Source organism: Devosia sp. (assembly GCF_039927955.1).
Classification (GTDB): domain Bacteria; phylum Pseudomonadota; class Alphaproteobacteria; order Rhizobiales; family Devosiaceae; genus Devosia.
In genome coordinates this window covers 1-15519 of record NZ_JBDSUA010000004.1, presented here as the reverse complement: position 1 = coordinate 15519, position 15519 = coordinate 1, and the positions used below count along the sequence as shown (strand labels likewise).

The window sequence follows — 15519 nt, the reverse complement described above, 5'->3', positions numbered from 1 at the left end:
TCTAGAGGGCAGGCTTGATCTGCCTGCCCTTGAACTTTGTGAGCATGCATAGGCCCTCCCGCTTGAACCACGCGTCGGCCTCGGGCCCATCCACCAGTTCGCCTTTCCTCAGCCAGTCCGCGGCGGACGTGCAGGGTTCCTCCGGGCTTATCGAGTAGGCAGCCGCCCTGTAGAATGCGTCCGCGCGGACATACCAGAGCGGCTGGTACTTCGGATCGTCCTCGTCAGGCAAGCCGGCAAGGCGATTGATTTCGATGCCGTAGTTCATCAGCTTGCGGAAATCCTCGATGTAGTGAGGCGCAATCTCTTCGTCGTGCCAGAAATGCTGAAAGGCTTCGGCTTCACACAGTTCGTACATCCAGATGATCCAACTGGCGTAAACGTCGTGGGGAACGATATTTTCCTTGCGAAAGCGGTAGGCCATTTCGAACAGATTGAGGATCTGGCAGATATACTGTTCCAGCATATGCTTCTGAATCTTGTCCGCAGGCGGATGGTAGAGACCGTCCTGAAGTGTGGGAAACCATAGCGCCTCGACGAGTTCTGGGTTGGCGATGTCAAACCGGAAGAGTTCGACGGAAGCAAACTCAAGTCCTTGGTAGGTTTCCTGTCCCTTGGCCCGAGCCGCCTGATCAGCAGAGAAGCGGTTCGACAACACGACCATGACAGCTGCAATCAGGATGCCGATGAACTGGGACACCGGTCCTGCAAACGCGATGATCTTGTCGGCGTTGAAGCCCGGCGCTCCCAGGCTGGTTCGAAACTGCAGGCCGACCACTGTCAGCAGGATGCTCATCGTCGCAAGAACCGCCGCCAACCACATGATGATAGCCTGCCGGACGGCATTGTCCTCGATGAGTTTGGTAATCCTGGTAAAATACAGCACGGCCGACAATGAGAGGCCGACGACCAACACCAGGAAAGTGACAAAGGCCTCGAAGCGCCATGACACCACCAGGGCGATCAGTTCAGTCAGGATGACGGTGACAATCAGGGCGCCAACCTGAAACCATTGCGAGGAGTTCAGGTCGTCCAGATCATGCCATAGCGATATCCGTCGCTCGATAACTCTGCCAAACCGGAGATACACAATGAACAGGCCGGCCAGAAACGTGATGACTGCAATGGAAACGACAGACGATTCGGCAACAAATCGCAGGTTTTCACTCATCGGTCCATCACGGTCGCTTGGTTACAGTTCCTTCATCAGTACAACAGATGCCGGCTTAAATCCAACACGCTCAAACAAGCGATGTGCATTGTGATTGTGATGTCCGCTCTCAAGAAAGGCCCGCTGAATTGAAGATTTCTTCATGTCGTCCAGCAGCCAGTTGATGAGCAGCGTGCCGTAACCTTTGCCACGGACCGCTTGATCCACCACAACGTCCTCCAAGATGCCAAACGTGTTGGGCAGATCGTGCTGGTAAAGCACGATCGCCAGCCCAACGAGGCGGCCGGCATCATGCATCTGGATGACGCCATTCCAGTTCTGCGACGATCGCAATTCCGCGGGCTGGGCCAAGCACGCGGCGATCTCATCGGTAATCTGTTGTTCGATGTCCGGCGCCCACTTATCAGGGGCGAGAGCGCGGATGCTCTGCAACTCGGAATGCGAAATGTATTGCGACGACAGGTTCGCACAGAAAAACCGCGCCAGTTCAGCGGCATCGGCCCCTTGCGGTGCGATTGAAATAATCACGGACATAGGCGCCTCCAATCAATGGCGGATATCGCATCTTTGCCCGCCAGCGGCAAGAACGCGCGCTCGCTGTGCCGGCCCGGCAAACTCTGCCGCCGTACCGTTTAGAGCGGGCTGAACCCGGCAAGATTTGCCGTTTGGTTAACCGGCATTAACAATCCATTAAATGCTGACTGCTACTTCAAGGGGGAAGTCTTAGCATTTTGGATTCGCGCATTGAGGTCCAGATACTCCCATATCCTGATGTTGCTGGGCGCCATTCTGGCGTTCCTGCCGATTCTCGGGGTGGATTACCTGCTTGATGGATATGTCCGCGAGCGCGAAAAAAATCAAATTCAACAAGCTGTTGCTACAGTAACCGGACAAATTGAATTAACGACGCAGGATGCGATTGGGGCGCTGCGGCGGATTTTGGCCGATAGCCCGTCGCTGTGCACGCCAACCTTTACCGCCAATGTGCAGCGCGAGATCGAATCCAGTCTCAATATGAAGCAGGTTTTGGTCGAGAACGCCGACGGCGTGCAATATTGCGACGCTTTCGGCCGGCAGGTGGTTTATTCGCCGCTTTCCGAAAGCGTGCCGATCCCCGGCCATACCGAAACCATTACCGTGGTGAAATTCGGCGACATGGCCATGCCGGCGCTCAAGATCACCCAGGCCTTCGGGCAAAGCCGCCGGGTATCAACGTTCATTCCGCTGCTGCAGCAAGATCCGCAGACACTGGCCGGCAGCTTGCAGGTGGCGACGCTGGTGCGGATCATGCTGACCAATGGCACGCCGATCCTGACGGTGGGCGACCCGGGGCCGTTTGATCGGCGCAGTTCCAGCGCCGATTTCATCTATGGGCAGTCGTTTGCCGGCGAGTTGCCGTTACGGGCCGAGGCGGCGGTGCCGTTCGCCATTGCCCGTGCTGGCTACTCCGATCTCGACATCAGCTTCACCGTGGTGGCCTGCCTGATGAGCGGCGGCTTCCTGTTCCTGGCGCTGCAATATGTGCGCCGGTCGCGGGTGCCGGCGTTCGATCTGGAGCGGGCTATCGCCCGCGGCGAACTCAAGCCGTATTACCAGCCGGTGATCAATCTCAAGACCGGCGAATTGATGGGCTGCGAAGTGCTGTGCCGCTGGGAGAAAAAGAGCGGCGAAGTGGTGCCGCCGGGTGCCTTCATCGATTACGCCGAGGTCACTGGCCTGGCCATTCCGATGACGCTGTCGCTGATGCAGCAGGTCAAGTTCGACCTGCAGGATCTGTGCCGCCAGATGCCGACCCTGAAAGTGGCGATCAATCTGTTCGAGGGCCATTTCCGCGATGGCACCATCGTTGAAGACGTTCAGGCGATCTTTGGCGGTTCCCATGTCAGCTTCCGTCAACTGGTGTTTGAAATCACCGAGCGTCGCCCGCTGGCCAATTCGATCCAGGCCAATAGCGTGATCGCCGGATTGCATGCGCTGGGTGCGCGGTTGGCGATGGACGATGCCGGCACCGGCCACTCGAACCTTGAATATATGCAGACGCTTGGCGTCGATATCATCAAGATCGACCGGGTGTTCGTGAACATGATCAAGGAGGGCACCACACAAGTGCCGGTGCTGGACGGCCTGATTGCGATGGCGCGCGATCTGGGCACGGAAATCGTGGCCGAAGGCGTCGAAACCGAGGCGCAGGCGCTGTATCTGCGGGCCCATGGCGTGGTGCAGGCGCAGGGCTTCATCTTCGCACCGGCGCTCAAGGCGCCAGCATTCCGCGAACTGGCGATTGCGCTGCACGCCACGCACGCGCCGCGCCAGCGCATCGAAGGCATTATCGGACAGGCCGCTTAGACTTTAGTCGCACCAGCGGGCCGACATGTGCCCTTTATTTCTCCCCGATTTGATGGCACGAACGCACAGCGCTGCGACGTTGCGGGTTTCCGCGACAGGGCGCCAAAAGCCGGTTGGGGAGACTATCTGTGTCATCTGATGTGAACGAGCAGCGCAAGGCCTTGCGCGAAGCGGCGCTGCATTTCCACGAATTTCCCAAGCCCGGCAAGCTCGAAATCCAGCCAACCAAGCCATTGGGCAATCAGCGCGATCTGGCATTGGCCTATTCGCCCGGCGTCGCCGCGCCGTGCGAGGAAATCGCCCTGAACCCGGATGACGTGTTCAAATACACCTCGCGCGGTAATCTGGTGGCGGTGATCTCCAACGGCACCGCCGTGCTCGGCCTGGGCAATATCGGCGCGCTGGCCTCCAAGCCGGTGATGGAAGGCAAGGCGGTTCTGTTCAAGAAGTTTGCCGGCATCGACGTGTTCGATCTGGAAATCGACGAGATCAATCCGCAGAAGTTCATCGAGGCGGTGGCGCCGCTGTGGCCGACCTTTGGCGGCATCAATCTGGAAGACATCCGCGCGCCCGATTGCTTCGAGATCGAGGAAGCGCTGCGCGAGCGGATGCCGATCCCGGTCTTCCATGACGATCAGCACGGCACGGCGATCATCGTTGGCGCGGCGGTGCTCAACGGGCTGGAACTGACCGGCAAGAAGATCGAGGATGTCAAGATCTGTACCTCCGGGGCAGGGGCCGCGGCCATTGCCTGCCTCAACGTGCTGGTGGCACTTGGCGCGAAGTACGAAAACATCTGGGTCGCCGACAAGGACGGCCTGGTTACCCACAAGCGCAATGACGTCAACGACAAGTGGCGCGGCCAATTCCGCCGCGAGTCGGAGGCGACGACGCTGGCGGAAGTTATCGACGGCGCCGATGTGTTTCTGGGCCTGTCGGCTGCGGGCGCGCTGAAACCCGAAATGCTGGTCAAGATGGGGCCACGGCCGCTGATTCTAGCGCTGGCCAATCCCAATCCGGAGATCATGCCGGAGGTTGCGAAGGCGGCGCGTCCGGACGCCATGGTCTGCACCGGTCGGTCCGACTATCCGAACCAGGTCAACAACGTTCTCTGCTTCCCGTTCATCTTCCGCGGCGCGCTCGATGTCGGTGCGACCACGATCAATGAGGAAATGAAGCTGGCAGCCGTCCGCGCCATTGCCAAGCTGGCGCATGAGCCGGGGCTGGAAGTGTCGCCGTCGGGCGCGCCGGCGGTGTTCGGTGCCGATCACATCATTCCCAATCCGTTTGACCAGCGGCTGATCCTGCGCATTGCGCCGGCTGTGGCGCGAGCGGCAATGGACTCCGGCGTCGCCAAGCGGCCGATTGCCGATTTTGACGCCTATAACGATAGCCTCAACCGCTTCGTGTTCCGCTCCGGCCTAGTGATGAAGCCGATCGTGGATCGGGCGCAGGGCCAGAACAAGCGCATCGCCTTCTCCGATGGCGAAGACGAACGCGTGTTGCGCGCCACGCAGGTGCTGCTCGAGGAACGCATTGCCCGGCCGATCCTGATTGGTCGCCCGCATGTAATCGAGGCGCGCATCGAGCGCTTTGGCCTGAGTCTCAAGCCCGGCATCGATTTTGAGGTCATCAACCCCGAAGACGATCCGCGCTACCGCGACTATGTCTCGCTGTTCCATTCGCTGGTCGGCCGCAACGGCGTGACGCCGGATACGGCACGCCAGGTCGTGCGCACCAATACGACGGTGATCGGCGCACTGGCGGTGAAGCGTGGCGAGGCCGATGCGCTGATCTGCGGCCTGCAGGGACGGTTCATCAAGCATGTGCGCGATATCCGCTCGATCATCGGCCTGCAGGATGGGGTCAGCGATGTTTCGGCACTGTCGCTGCTGATCATGCCCAAGGGGGCGTTCTTCCTGGCTGATACTTATGTCAATATCGATCCGACCCCCGACGAAATCGTCGGTATCGCCTTGCAGGCGCGCAACCATCTCAAACGCTTCAATATCGAGGCGAAGGTGGCGCTGTTGAGCTATTCCAACTTCGGTTCACGCGATGGCGACAGCGCCTACAAGATGCGCGAAGCCTACAAGAAGCTCAAAGCCGTCGCGCCTGACATGATCGTCGAAGGCGAAATGCAGGGCGATCTGGCGATGAACCAGGAACTGCGCGAACGCTATATTCCGGACACGATCCTGAGCGGCGAAGCCAACCTGCTGATTTTCCCGAACCTGGATGCAGCCAACCTGTCAATGACGCTGCTCAAGGAAATGAACAACGCGCTCTCCGTCGGGCCAATCCTGATGGGTCCGCGCCAGCCGGCCCATATCCTGGCGCCATCGACCACCAGTCGCGGCATCGTCAACGTCGCCGCCATTGCCGCCACCGAATCCTTGAGCATCGAAGGCTGAACCATGATCCGTCATTCCGTCATCTTTTCGCTGAAGCACGCCAAGGGTTCTGCCGAGGAACAATCCTTCCTGCGCGATGCCAAAATTCTGGCGACGATTCCAGGTGTCGAAAAGTTCGAGCAGCTCAATCAGGTCAGCCCGAAGAACGACTATGCCTTCGGCTTCTCGATGGAATTCGCTGATCAGGCGGCCTACACGGTCTATAACGATCACCCGTTGCATGTGGCTTTCGTGCGGGACCGCTGGGTGCCGGAAGTCGGCAAGTTCCTTGAAATCGATTACACGCCGATCGCCTAATTTTGCTCGCGGAAACCGGGTGTTAAACCCTTGGGCGGTATAGTGCCGGGGTTCAACTCCGGTTATTGCCCATGCCCACGCGTCTCAAACGTCCTGCTATCTGGCGCCCGCTGGCGCTGACTGTAGCGCTGCTGGGGTTCCAGGGCTATCTGGGCTTTTCGGCCATCGGGGGCCAATATGGCACCGAAAGCCGCAAGACCATGCTGGTGGATATCGAGGCGCTCAAGGGGCAATCTTCGGCCTTGCAGGCGGAAATCGACGCCTACCGTCATCGTGCCGCATTGTTCAGCGCCGATCGTATCGATCCGGATATCGTCACCGAGCGGGCCAGGGCGCTGCTCAACATGGCGAACGCCGACGACATCATCATCATGGTCGATCCGGCTACTGGTAAACCAAAGTCCAGTTCACTTCCAGAATTACCCAAAGATCAGTTAAACGCAATTATCGATGAATCTACGGACCTTTAGGGTCTGATTTGTCTGTCGCATGGCGGATGTTCATCTGCCAAGCCTTGCGCTATGGTGGGACCAGAGGCCAGATTGGCCGTAGCGGCAAATCTCATCGATACGGAGCGTGACTCATGGCGCGTAAAGCGGTGGCCACCAAGGCCAAAACGCAGACGAACTCTCCCGAATTCACCAAAGAGCAAGAGCTGGAAGCGTATCGCGAGATGCTGCTGATCCGCCGGTTCGAAGAAAAGGCCGGCCAGATGTATGGCATGGGCCTGATCGGTGGATTCTGCCATCTGTATATCGGCCAGGAAGCTGTCGTTACCGGCGTCACCATGGCCTCGAAAAAGGGCGTCGATGCCCAGATCACCGGCTATCGCGACCACGGCCACATGCTGGTCATGGGCCTTGATCCCAAGGGCGTGATGGCCGAGTTGACCGGGCGCTCCGGCGGCCTGTCGCGCGGCAAGGGCGGCTCGATGCACATGTTCTCCAATGAGCATCGCTTCTATGGCGGCAATGGCATTGTGGGCGCACAGGCCTCGCTGGGTACGGGCCTGGCCTTCGCCGCCAAATACAAGGGTGATGGTTCGGTATCGATTGCCTATTTTGGTGACGGCGCGGCCAACCAGGGCCAGGTCTATGAGAGCTTCAACATGGCCAAGCTCTGGAACCTGCCCGTCGTCTACATCATCGAAAACAACAAATACGCCATGGGCACCTCGATCGAGCGCGCCTCGGCTACCACCGATTTCAGCCAGCGCGGCGCGTCGTTCAACATTCAGGGCGAACAGGTCGACGGCATGGACGTGCGGCTGGTCCATGATGCTGCCGAACGCGCCATCGAGCATGCCCGCTCGGGCAAGGGCCCGTACATTCTTGAAATGCTGACCTACCGCTATCGCGGCCACTCGATGTCCGACCCGGCCAAGTACCGCTCCAAGGACGAAGTGACCAAGTACCGGCAGGAGCGCGACCCGATCGAACAGGTCAAGGCGCGGATTATCGAAGCCAAGCACGGCACCGAAGAAAGCCTCAAGGCAATCGAAGCGGAAATCCGCGCGCTGGTGACCGAGGCCGCCGATTTTGCCACCAACGATCCGGAGCCCAATGCTGCGGAACTTTGGACCGACATCACGATCAGCGCGTAGGGCAGGGCCATGGCGATCCTGCTTGGGGTCATTGGCGTCTTTGCGCTGTTCTCGCTGGTGCTATCGGTGCGCGAAGCGGTGGCGATGGTGAAACTGTCGCCCAAGGCCGATAAGCTGGGGCAGTTGTTCCTGTTCGGCTGGCTGCGGTTTGGCACGCTGGAAAGCATGGTTTCGGCCGAGGCGCTGCCGCACCTGCAGATCTACAAGCGGACGGTGGTGGCGTTCATCGTGCTGATCACGCTCGGGCTGTTGCTGAGCGGTTATGCAAATAGCCTGAAGGGTTGAGGCGGCTTTGAAACTGTTCCGGCGCATCATTTTAGTTGTTGTCGTGCTGCTTTGCGGCGCGATCGGCTATTTTGCCTGGACGGTACAGACCAAGGATTTGCCGGAAGGAACGCTGGTCAGCGCCAGCAATATCAAAGTGTTGCCGACCAGTTACGGTTATCTCGTGGATCCGATCCCCGAGACGGCCTTGACCGGCATGGTATTTCTGGCTGGTGCGTTTATCGGTGCTGATGCCTATGTGCCGTTTGCGCGCAGTCTGGCTGCGGCTGGTCATCCGGTGCGGGTGATCGGGCTGGAAAGTGGCGTGGCGCAGTTGCCTGGCCAGCAGGCGCGGCTCAATGGCACGATTTCGAGCCTGATGAGCGGCGAACGGGCGTGGGTGATCGGCGGGCACTCGCTGGGTTCGGCCTATGCGGCGATGTTTGCGGCGGCCAATGAAAGCCAGATCAAGGGCCTGTTCATGGTTGGCACGGGCAATCCCTATACCGATCTATCGGCGCTGAGCGTGCCGGTGACCATTCTGGGCGCCACCAACGACAATGTCGCCAATGGGCGCAATGACGATGATCGGGCCAAAAACCTGCCGCCGCGTTTGACCATGAGCCAGATCGAGGGCGGTAATCATGCCCAATTTGGCTATTATGGTCCGCAGATCATGGATGGCACGGCCTCTCTTTCACGCCAAGCGCAGCAGGCGCAGATGACCGACGCGGCGCTCAATCTGCTGGACCGCATCGACAATCGTTCTGCCGTCGCAGAGCGCAATGACTTTACGACTATGCCGCGCCAGCGCGCGGTTCGCTACGCCACCCAATTTGCGGTTCCCGCTCGTCTGCAGGGCTTGATGCCCCAGGCGTTTCGGCAGGAGAGTTGAATGCCCAATATCTTGATGCCTGCGCTTTCGCCCACGATGGAAGAAGGCAAGCTGTCCAAATGGCTGGTCAAGGAGGGCGACAAGGTCTCCCCCGGTGATGTGCTGGCGGAAATCGAAACCGACAAGGCAACGATGGAAGTCGAGTCGGTGGACAGCGGCGTGGTCAGCAAGCTGCTGATCGCCGAGGGCACCGAGGGCGTGAAGGTCAATACGCAAATCGCGCTGGTGCTGGGCGAAGGCGAGACTGCCAGCGAAGCGCCGGTTGCCAAGACAGCGCCGGAGCCGTCCGAAGCGCCGGTCGTGGCCGCCGAAAAGGCCGCTGCCGCTGCGCCCTCGCTGTCGGTTCCGGCAGCGCCGAAGTTTGTCGCTGACAATGACCCCGATCTGCCGGCCGATGTCGAAATGGTCGAAATGACCGTGCGTCAGGCGCTGAACGAAGCGATGGCGGAAGAGTTGCGCCGCGACAAGGACGTGTTCGTGATCGGCGAAGAAGTCGCTGAATATCAGGGCGCCTACAAGATCACCCAGAACCTGCTGCAGGAATTCGGGCCGGAACGCATTATCGACACCCCGATCACCGAGCATGGTTTTGCCGGCTTGGCTGTGGGCGCGGCGTTCGCCGGGCTGAAGCCGATCGTGGAATTCATGACCTGGAACTTTGCCATGCAGGCAATCGACCAGATCATCAACTCTGCTGCCAAGCAGCTTTATATGTCGGGTGGCCAGGTCAAGGCGCCAATGGTGTTCCGTGGCCCGAATGGTGTCGCCTCGCGTGTCGGCGCCCAGCATAGCCAGGATTATTCGGCCTGGTATTCGCATATTCCTGGCCTGACCGTCATCGCGCCCTATAGCGCGGCTGACGCCAAGGGCCTGCTCAAGGCGGCGATCCGGTCGCCCAACCCGATCATTTTCCTCGAAAACGAAATCCTCTACGGCTCGACGGGCATGGTGCCCAAGGTCGATGATTTCGTGCTGCCGATCGGCAAGGCGCGTATCGCCCGTACCGGCAAGGACGTCACCATCGTGTCGTTCTCGATGGGCATGCGCTACGCCACCCAGGCCACCGAAAAGCTGGTGGCTGCCGGCGTCGATGTGGAACTGATCGACCTGCGCACGCTGCGCCCGCTCGATATCGACACCATCATCGCCTCGGTCAAAAAGACCGGGCGCCTGGTGACGGTGGAAGAAGGCTGGCCGCAGGGCGGCATCGGTTCGGAAATCTCGGCCCGGGTGATGGAGCAGGCGTTCGACTATCTCGACGCTCCAGTGCTCCGTGTCACCGGCAAGGACGTGCCGATGCCATACGCCGCCAATCTCGAAAAGCTGGCGCTGCCGCATGTCGATGACGTCATCGCGGCGGTCAATGCCGTGACGTACCGGAGCTAGGCGATGGCCAATCAGGCAGAGCTCGACCAGAAATTTCTCGATGCAGCCTATGAGGAGGCCCAGCAGGGCCTGCGCGAGGGCGGCATTCCGATCGGCTCGGTGCTGGTGCGCAATGGCGAAATCATCGGGCGTGGGCATAACCGGCGCGTGCAGAAGGGTGATCCGATCCTGCATGGCGAAATGGATGCGATCCAGAACGCCGGCCGGCAGCGCACCTATAAGGACGTCACCTGCTACACCACGCTGTCGCCCTGCATGATGTGTACTGGCACCATCATCCAGTTCGGTATTTCGCGGGTCGTGGTGGCCGAATCCAAGAATTTCAAAGGCTTCCAGGACGTGCTGTCGCTGGCGGGCGTATCGGTGACCGATGCGCACGAGCCGCGCTGCGAGCACATGATGGCCGACTTTATCGAACAGCATCCAGAGCTCTGGAACGAAGACATAGGCGAGTGAGGCACCAATGAGCATCAATATTACCATGCCGGCGCTGTCGCCCACGATGGAAGAGGGCAAGCTCGCCAAATGGCACGTCAAGGAAGGCGACACCGTCTCGTCCGGCGACGTGATTGCCGAGATCGAAACCGATAAGGCGACGATGGAAGTCGAAGCCGTCGATGAGGGCAAGATCGGCAAGATCGTGGTGCCGGAAGGCACCGAGAACGTAAAGGTCAACGCGGTGATCGCCGTGTTGCTGCAGGATGGCGAGGCGCTTGGCGCCGCGCCCGCTGCTGCACCTGCGCCCAAGGCGGAGGTTGCTCCGGCCGCTGCGCCGGTTCCGGTTGCTGCGCCTGCTGCTGTAACACCTGCTCAAGTGGTTGCTTCTCCCGTTGCGGCCGCTCCGGCAAAATCCGAGGGCGGCAAGACTTTTGCTTCGCCGCTGGCGCGCCGTCTGGCAAAAGAGGCCGGCATCGACGTTTCGGGCATTGCTGGCTCCGGCCCCAAGGGCCGCGTGGTCAAATCTGACGTGGAAGCTGCTAAAGCCGGGAAGGGCGCTGCCAAGGCATCCGCCGCCGCTCCAGGCGCTGGCGCGTCGGCACCAACCGGCGGCATGACCAAGGCGCAGGTGATCGCGCTTTATCCGGAAGGGTCGTACGAACTGGTGCCGAACGATGGGATGCGCAAGGTGGTGGCCGCGCGCCTCACCGAGAGCAAGCAGACCGTCCCGCATTTCTACCTGACGCTTGATTGCAAGATCGATGCGCTGCTGGCGGCGCGCGAACAGATCAATACCGCCGCGCCCAAGGGCAAGGACGGCAAGCCGGGCTACAAGCTCTCGGTCAATGACTTCGTGATGAAGGCCTGGGCCGTGGCGCTGCAGCGTGTGCCGCTGGCCAATGCCACCTGGGCGGGGGACTCGATCCTTTACCACAAGCGCTCGGACGTCGCGGTTGCGGTGTCGGTGCCGGGCGGGCTGTTCACCCCGGTGGTCAAGAGCTGCGATACCAAGTCGCTGCGCGAAATCTCCGAAGAGGTCAAAGACCTCGCCACCCGCGCCCGCAACAAGAAGCTGGCGCCGCATGAATACCAGGGCGGGGCGTCGTCGGTGTCCAACCTGGGCATGTTCGGCATCAAGCATTTCTCGGCCGTGATCAACCCGCCGCACGGCACCATTCTGGCGGTCGGGGCGGGTGAAGAACGCGTCTATCCGGAAAATGGGCAGATCAAGATCGGCCAGTTCATGACCGTGACGCTGAGCTGCGATCACCGGGCCGTCGATGGCGCGCTGGGGGCGGAGCTGCTCGGCGTGTTCAAGGGGTTGATCGAGAATCCCGTGATGATGCTGGCTTGAGGGCAGGGCGGTGAAAACCATCCTCGCCTATGGCGATAGCCTGACCTGGGGTTACTCCCCAGAAGGGGGCGGCATACGCCACCCCTTTGTGGACCGCTGGCCCAGCGTGCTGGAAGCCGGGCTGGCCGGGCAGGCGCGCGTTATCGCCGAGGGGCTGAATGGCCGCACCACCGCGTCGGACGACTTTACCGCGGCATCCGACCGCAATGGCGTGCGAGTGCTGCCGACACTGCTGGACAGCCATCGACCGCTCGATCTGGTGGTGATCATGCTGGGCAGCAATGATATCAAGACGTTTGTGACTGGCTCGGCATTCGCCGCTGCCAATGGCATGAAGCGCTTGGCTGAGATCGTCCGGACATTTCCCTATGGGAGTGGTGAAGTACCCCAGGTCCTGCTGGTGGCGCCGCCGCTGACGGCAAAGTCCCCGCGCAATGATCATCCGGCCAGCGTGTCACCGCGAACCGCGGACGATCAGCTATTCGACCATTATTATGCACTGGCGGCCAAAGAAATCGGCGCCGGCTACTTCAATGCGCGTCGGTGGCCACGGCTTCGTCGCTGGACGGCGTCCACCTCGATGCCGCCAATACACGTGCGATCGGCGAGGGGTTGGTCCCCGTTGTTAAATCCCTGCTCGGCCTCTAGGCCGGGCTCACAGTTTATTTCTGGAGGCCCTCATGGCTGACCAATACGACCTTCTCGTCATCGGCGCCGGCCCCGGCGGATATGTTGCCGCCATTCGTGGTGCGCAACTGGGCATGAAGGTGGCCATTGTCGAGCGCGAGCACATGGCGGGCATCTGCTCGAACTGGGGCTGCATTCCGACCAAGGCGCTGCTGCGCACCGCTGAAGTCTATGGTCACATGAGCCATGCTTCGGCCTATGGGCTGACCGCCGAAAAGTTCGGCTTTGACATGGACGCCATCGTCAAGCGCTCGCGCGGCATTGCCGCGCAGATGAACAATGGCGTGCAGTTTCTGATGAAGAAGAACAAGGTCGATATCATCTGGGGTGAAGCCGTTATCACCAAGCCGGGCGAGGTCAAGGTCGCCCCGACCAAGAAAGCCATTGTGCAGCCGCAGGGCCCGGTGCCCAAGAATGCGCTGGGCGAAGGCACCTATAAGGCCAAGAACATCATCATCGCCACTGGTGCGCGGCCGCGCGTGCTACCGGGCATCGAGCCGGATGGCGACAAGATCTGGACCTATTTCGAAGCCATGAAGCCGGCCGCCATGCCTAAATCGCTGGTGGTGATGGGTTCGGGCGCCATTGGCGTCGAGTTTGCCTCGTTCTATCGCTCGATGGGCGCGGAAGTGACCATTATCGAACTGCTGCCGCAGATCATGCCGGTGGAAGACGCCGAGATTTCGGCGCTGGCGCGCAAGCGGCTGGAAAAGCGCGGCATCAAGATTTTGACCGATACCAAGGTCGCCAAGGTCGAAAAAACCAGGGACGGGGTCATTGCCCATGTCGAACTCAAGGACGGCTCCAAGCAGCAGATCGCTGGCGAAAAACTGATCTCGGCGGTTGGCGTGCAGTGCAATACCGAGAACCTCGGCCTTGAGGCGCTGGGTGTGAAGATCGAGCGCGGCGCTATCGTCATCGATCATTACGGCGCGACCAATGTCTCCGGCGTCTGGGCGATTGGCGACGTTGCCGGACCGCCGATGCTGGCGCACAAGGCCGAGCATGAAGCGGTGATCACCGTCGAAAAGATTGCCGGCATGAAGGTGCATGGCCTCGACAAGCTCAAGGTGCCGGGTTGCACCTATTGCGAACCGCAGGTTGCCAGTGTCGGCCTGACCGAAGCCAAGGCCAAGGAAGCCGGGCGCGAGATCAAGGTCGGCCGCTTCCCGTTCGTGGGCAATGGCAAGGCGATTGCACTGGGCGAGCCTGACGGTCTGGTGAAAACCATTTTCGATGCCAAGACCGGCGAACTGCTGGGCGCCCATATGGTCGGCGCGGAAGTGACCGAACTGATCCAGGGGTTCGTCATCGCCATGAATCTCGAGACCACCGAGGAAGATTTGATGCACACTATCTTCCCGCATCCGACACTGTCGGAATCGATGAAGGAAAGCGTGCTTGATGCCTATGGTCGGGCACTGAACATATAGGAGAGCATAATGGTCACGCAGGAACTGCTGATTTTTCTGGGTATCGGGTTGGCCGCTGGTTGGCTGGCGGGGCTGGTACTGGGCGGCGGCGGATTGCTGCGCAACCTGATCGTTGGGGTGATCGGCTCGTTTGTCGGCGCCTATCTCCTCAAGCTGGCGGGAATTTCGCTGCCGGTGGGCAATGCCTTGCTGAGCCAGGTCTTGACCGCGACGATTGGGGCCATCGTAGTGATCGTGGTGGCGCGGGTTATCGTAAAGTAGGGTTGAACCTGTCGCCGGGGAGGGCGATATGGGAGGCAATTGACCGGTAGGGGAAATTCCTTTGGCGGTGCAGATAGGACAGATCGTGGTTACTCTGATCGATAACAGCGTCGTTCGCCCTCGCCATCCTGAAAAGGAGCACAAGCCCGATAACGGCATTGTGCTGCGTAAGCCGGACTGGATCCGCGTCAAGGCGCCGGGTTCCCCGATCTACAAGGAAACCCAGCAGATCGTGCGCGAGCACGGCCTGGTGACGGTGTGCGAAGAAGCCGGCTGCCCCAATATCGGGGAGTGCTGGAGCAAGAAGCACGCCACCATGATGATCATGGGCGAGATCTGCACGCGGGCCTGCGCCTTCTGCAATGTGCGCACCGGCATGCCCGGGCCGCTCGATGCCAACGAGCCCGAAAACGTGGCCAAGGCCGTCGAGAAGCTTGGCCTCGAGCATGTAGTCATCACGTCAGTGGATCGCGACGATCTGGCCGATGGCGGCGCGCAGCATTTTGCTGACGTGATCCGGGCCATCCGGGCGCGCAATCCGAAGACGACCATCGAAATCCTGACGCCGGACTTTCTGCGCAAGGATGGGGCGCTGGAGATCGTGGTGGCGGCCAAGCCGGATGTGTTCAACCACAATCTCGAGACGGTGCCGTCCAAGTATCTGAAGGTCCGTCCGGGTGCCCGCTACTTCCATTCGATCCGGCTGCTGCAGAAGGTCAAGGAACTCGATCCGACCATGTTCACCAAATCGGGGATCATGGTTGGGCTTGGGGAGGAGCGCAACGAAGTGCTGCAATTGATGGACGACCTGCGCTCCGCCGATGTGGATTTCCTGACCATCGGGCAGTATCTGCAGCCGACCAAGAAGCACTATCCGCTGCAGCGCTTTGTCACCCCGGACGAGTTCAAATCCTACGCCACTGTTGCAACAGCCAAGGGATTTGCCCTGGTGTCGTCAAGCCCGCTGACC

15 protein-coding genes and 1 pseudogene are annotated in these 15519 nt (G+C 60.4%); 14 read left to right on the top strand and 2 right to left on the bottom strand.

Going from position 1 to position 15519, the window contains the following annotated elements; genetic code table 11:
- Position 1: 1 nt before the first annotated feature.
- Positions 2-1171 carry a hypothetical protein gene (locus ABIT12_RS01245; protein ID WP_348041600.1) on the bottom strand — a complete coding sequence of 390 codons (1170 nt, stop codon included), beginning with the start codon at positions 1169-1171 and terminating at the stop codon, positions 2-4.
- 21 nt (positions 1172-1192) lie between these two features.
- Positions 1193-1705 (bottom strand): GNAT family N-acetyltransferase, encoded by a 513-nt coding sequence (locus ABIT12_RS01240; RefSeq protein ID WP_348041598.1) that lies wholly within the window; start codon positions 1703-1705, stop codon positions 1193-1195.
- A 210-nt stretch (positions 1706-1915) separates the two neighbouring features.
- On the opposite strand from ABIT12_RS01240, the gene ABIT12_RS01235 reads away from it, so the two are divergent.
- The 14 genes and pseudogenes from ABIT12_RS01235 to lipA all read left to right on the top strand — a co-directional run.
- Positions 1916-3517: an EAL domain-containing protein gene (locus tag ABIT12_RS01235; RefSeq protein WP_348041596.1), complete on the top strand. Its 1602-nt coding sequence runs from the start codon at positions 1916-1918 to the stop codon at positions 3515-3517.
- Positions 3518-3645: 128 nt separating this feature from the next.
- Positions 3646-5931: an NADP-dependent malic enzyme gene (locus ABIT12_RS01230; protein ID WP_348041594.1), complete on the top strand. Its 2286-nt coding sequence runs from the start codon at positions 3646-3648 to the stop codon at positions 5929-5931.
- A 3-nt stretch (positions 5932-5934) separates the two neighbouring features.
- Positions 5935-6228, top strand: a complete 294-nt coding sequence (locus ABIT12_RS01225) for a Dabb family protein (protein ID WP_348041592.1) — start codon at positions 5935-5937, stop codon at positions 6226-6228.
- Positions 6229-6299: 71 nt separating this feature from the next.
- The gene (locus ABIT12_RS01220; RefSeq protein WP_348041590.1) at positions 6300-6698 is read left to right on the top strand and encodes a septum formation initiator family protein; all 399 of its coding nucleotides are present in this window, start codon (positions 6300-6302) and stop codon (positions 6696-6698) included.
- Positions 6699-6811: 113 nt separating this feature from the next.
- Positions 6812-7831 (top strand): pyruvate dehydrogenase (acetyl-transferring) E1 component subunit alpha, encoded by a 1020-nt coding sequence (pdhA, locus tag ABIT12_RS01215; protein WP_348041588.1) that lies wholly within the window; start codon positions 6812-6814, stop codon positions 7829-7831.
- Between the two features lie 9 nt (positions 7832-7840).
- Entirely contained in the window at positions 7841-8116 is a 276-nt protein-coding gene (locus ABIT12_RS01210; RefSeq protein ID WP_348041586.1) for a hypothetical protein, read from the top strand.
- Positions 8117-8123: 7 nt separating this feature from the next.
- Positions 8124-8990 carry an alpha/beta hydrolase gene (locus ABIT12_RS01205; RefSeq protein WP_348041584.1) on the top strand — a complete coding sequence of 289 codons (867 nt, stop codon included), beginning with the start codon at positions 8124-8126 and terminating at the stop codon, positions 8988-8990.
- Positions 8991-10376, top strand: a complete 1386-nt coding sequence (locus ABIT12_RS01200; RefSeq protein WP_348041582.1) for a pyruvate dehydrogenase complex E1 component subunit beta — start codon at positions 8991-8993, stop codon at positions 10374-10376.
- Positions 10377-10379: 3 nt separating this feature from the next.
- The gene (locus ABIT12_RS01195) at positions 10380-10832 is read left to right on the top strand and encodes a nucleoside deaminase (protein WP_348041580.1); all 453 of its coding nucleotides are present in this window, start codon (positions 10380-10382) and stop codon (positions 10830-10832) included.
- A 7-nt stretch (positions 10833-10839) separates the two neighbouring features.
- The gene (locus ABIT12_RS01190) at positions 10840-12168 is read left to right on the top strand and encodes a pyruvate dehydrogenase complex dihydrolipoamide acetyltransferase (protein WP_348041578.1); all 1329 of its coding nucleotides are present in this window, start codon (positions 10840-10842) and stop codon (positions 12166-12168) included.
- Between the two features lie 10 nt (positions 12169-12178).
- Positions 12179-12816: pseudogene (locus tag ABIT12_RS01185) on the top strand (SGNH/GDSL hydrolase family protein).
- Positions 12817-12848: 32 nt separating this feature from the next.
- Entirely contained in the window at positions 12849-14288 is a 1440-nt protein-coding gene (gene lpdA, locus ABIT12_RS01180; RefSeq protein ID WP_348041576.1) for a dihydrolipoyl dehydrogenase, read from the top strand.
- 9 nt (positions 14289-14297) lie between these two features.
- Entirely contained in the window at positions 14298-14549 is a 252-nt protein-coding gene (locus ABIT12_RS01175; RefSeq protein WP_348041574.1) for a GlsB/YeaQ/YmgE family stress response membrane protein, read from the top strand.
- Positions 14550-14634: 85 nt separating this feature from the next.
- A partial coding sequence (gene lipA, locus ABIT12_RS01170) for a lipoyl synthase (protein ID WP_348041572.1) occupies positions 14635-15519 on the top strand: 885 nt, incomplete at its 3' end.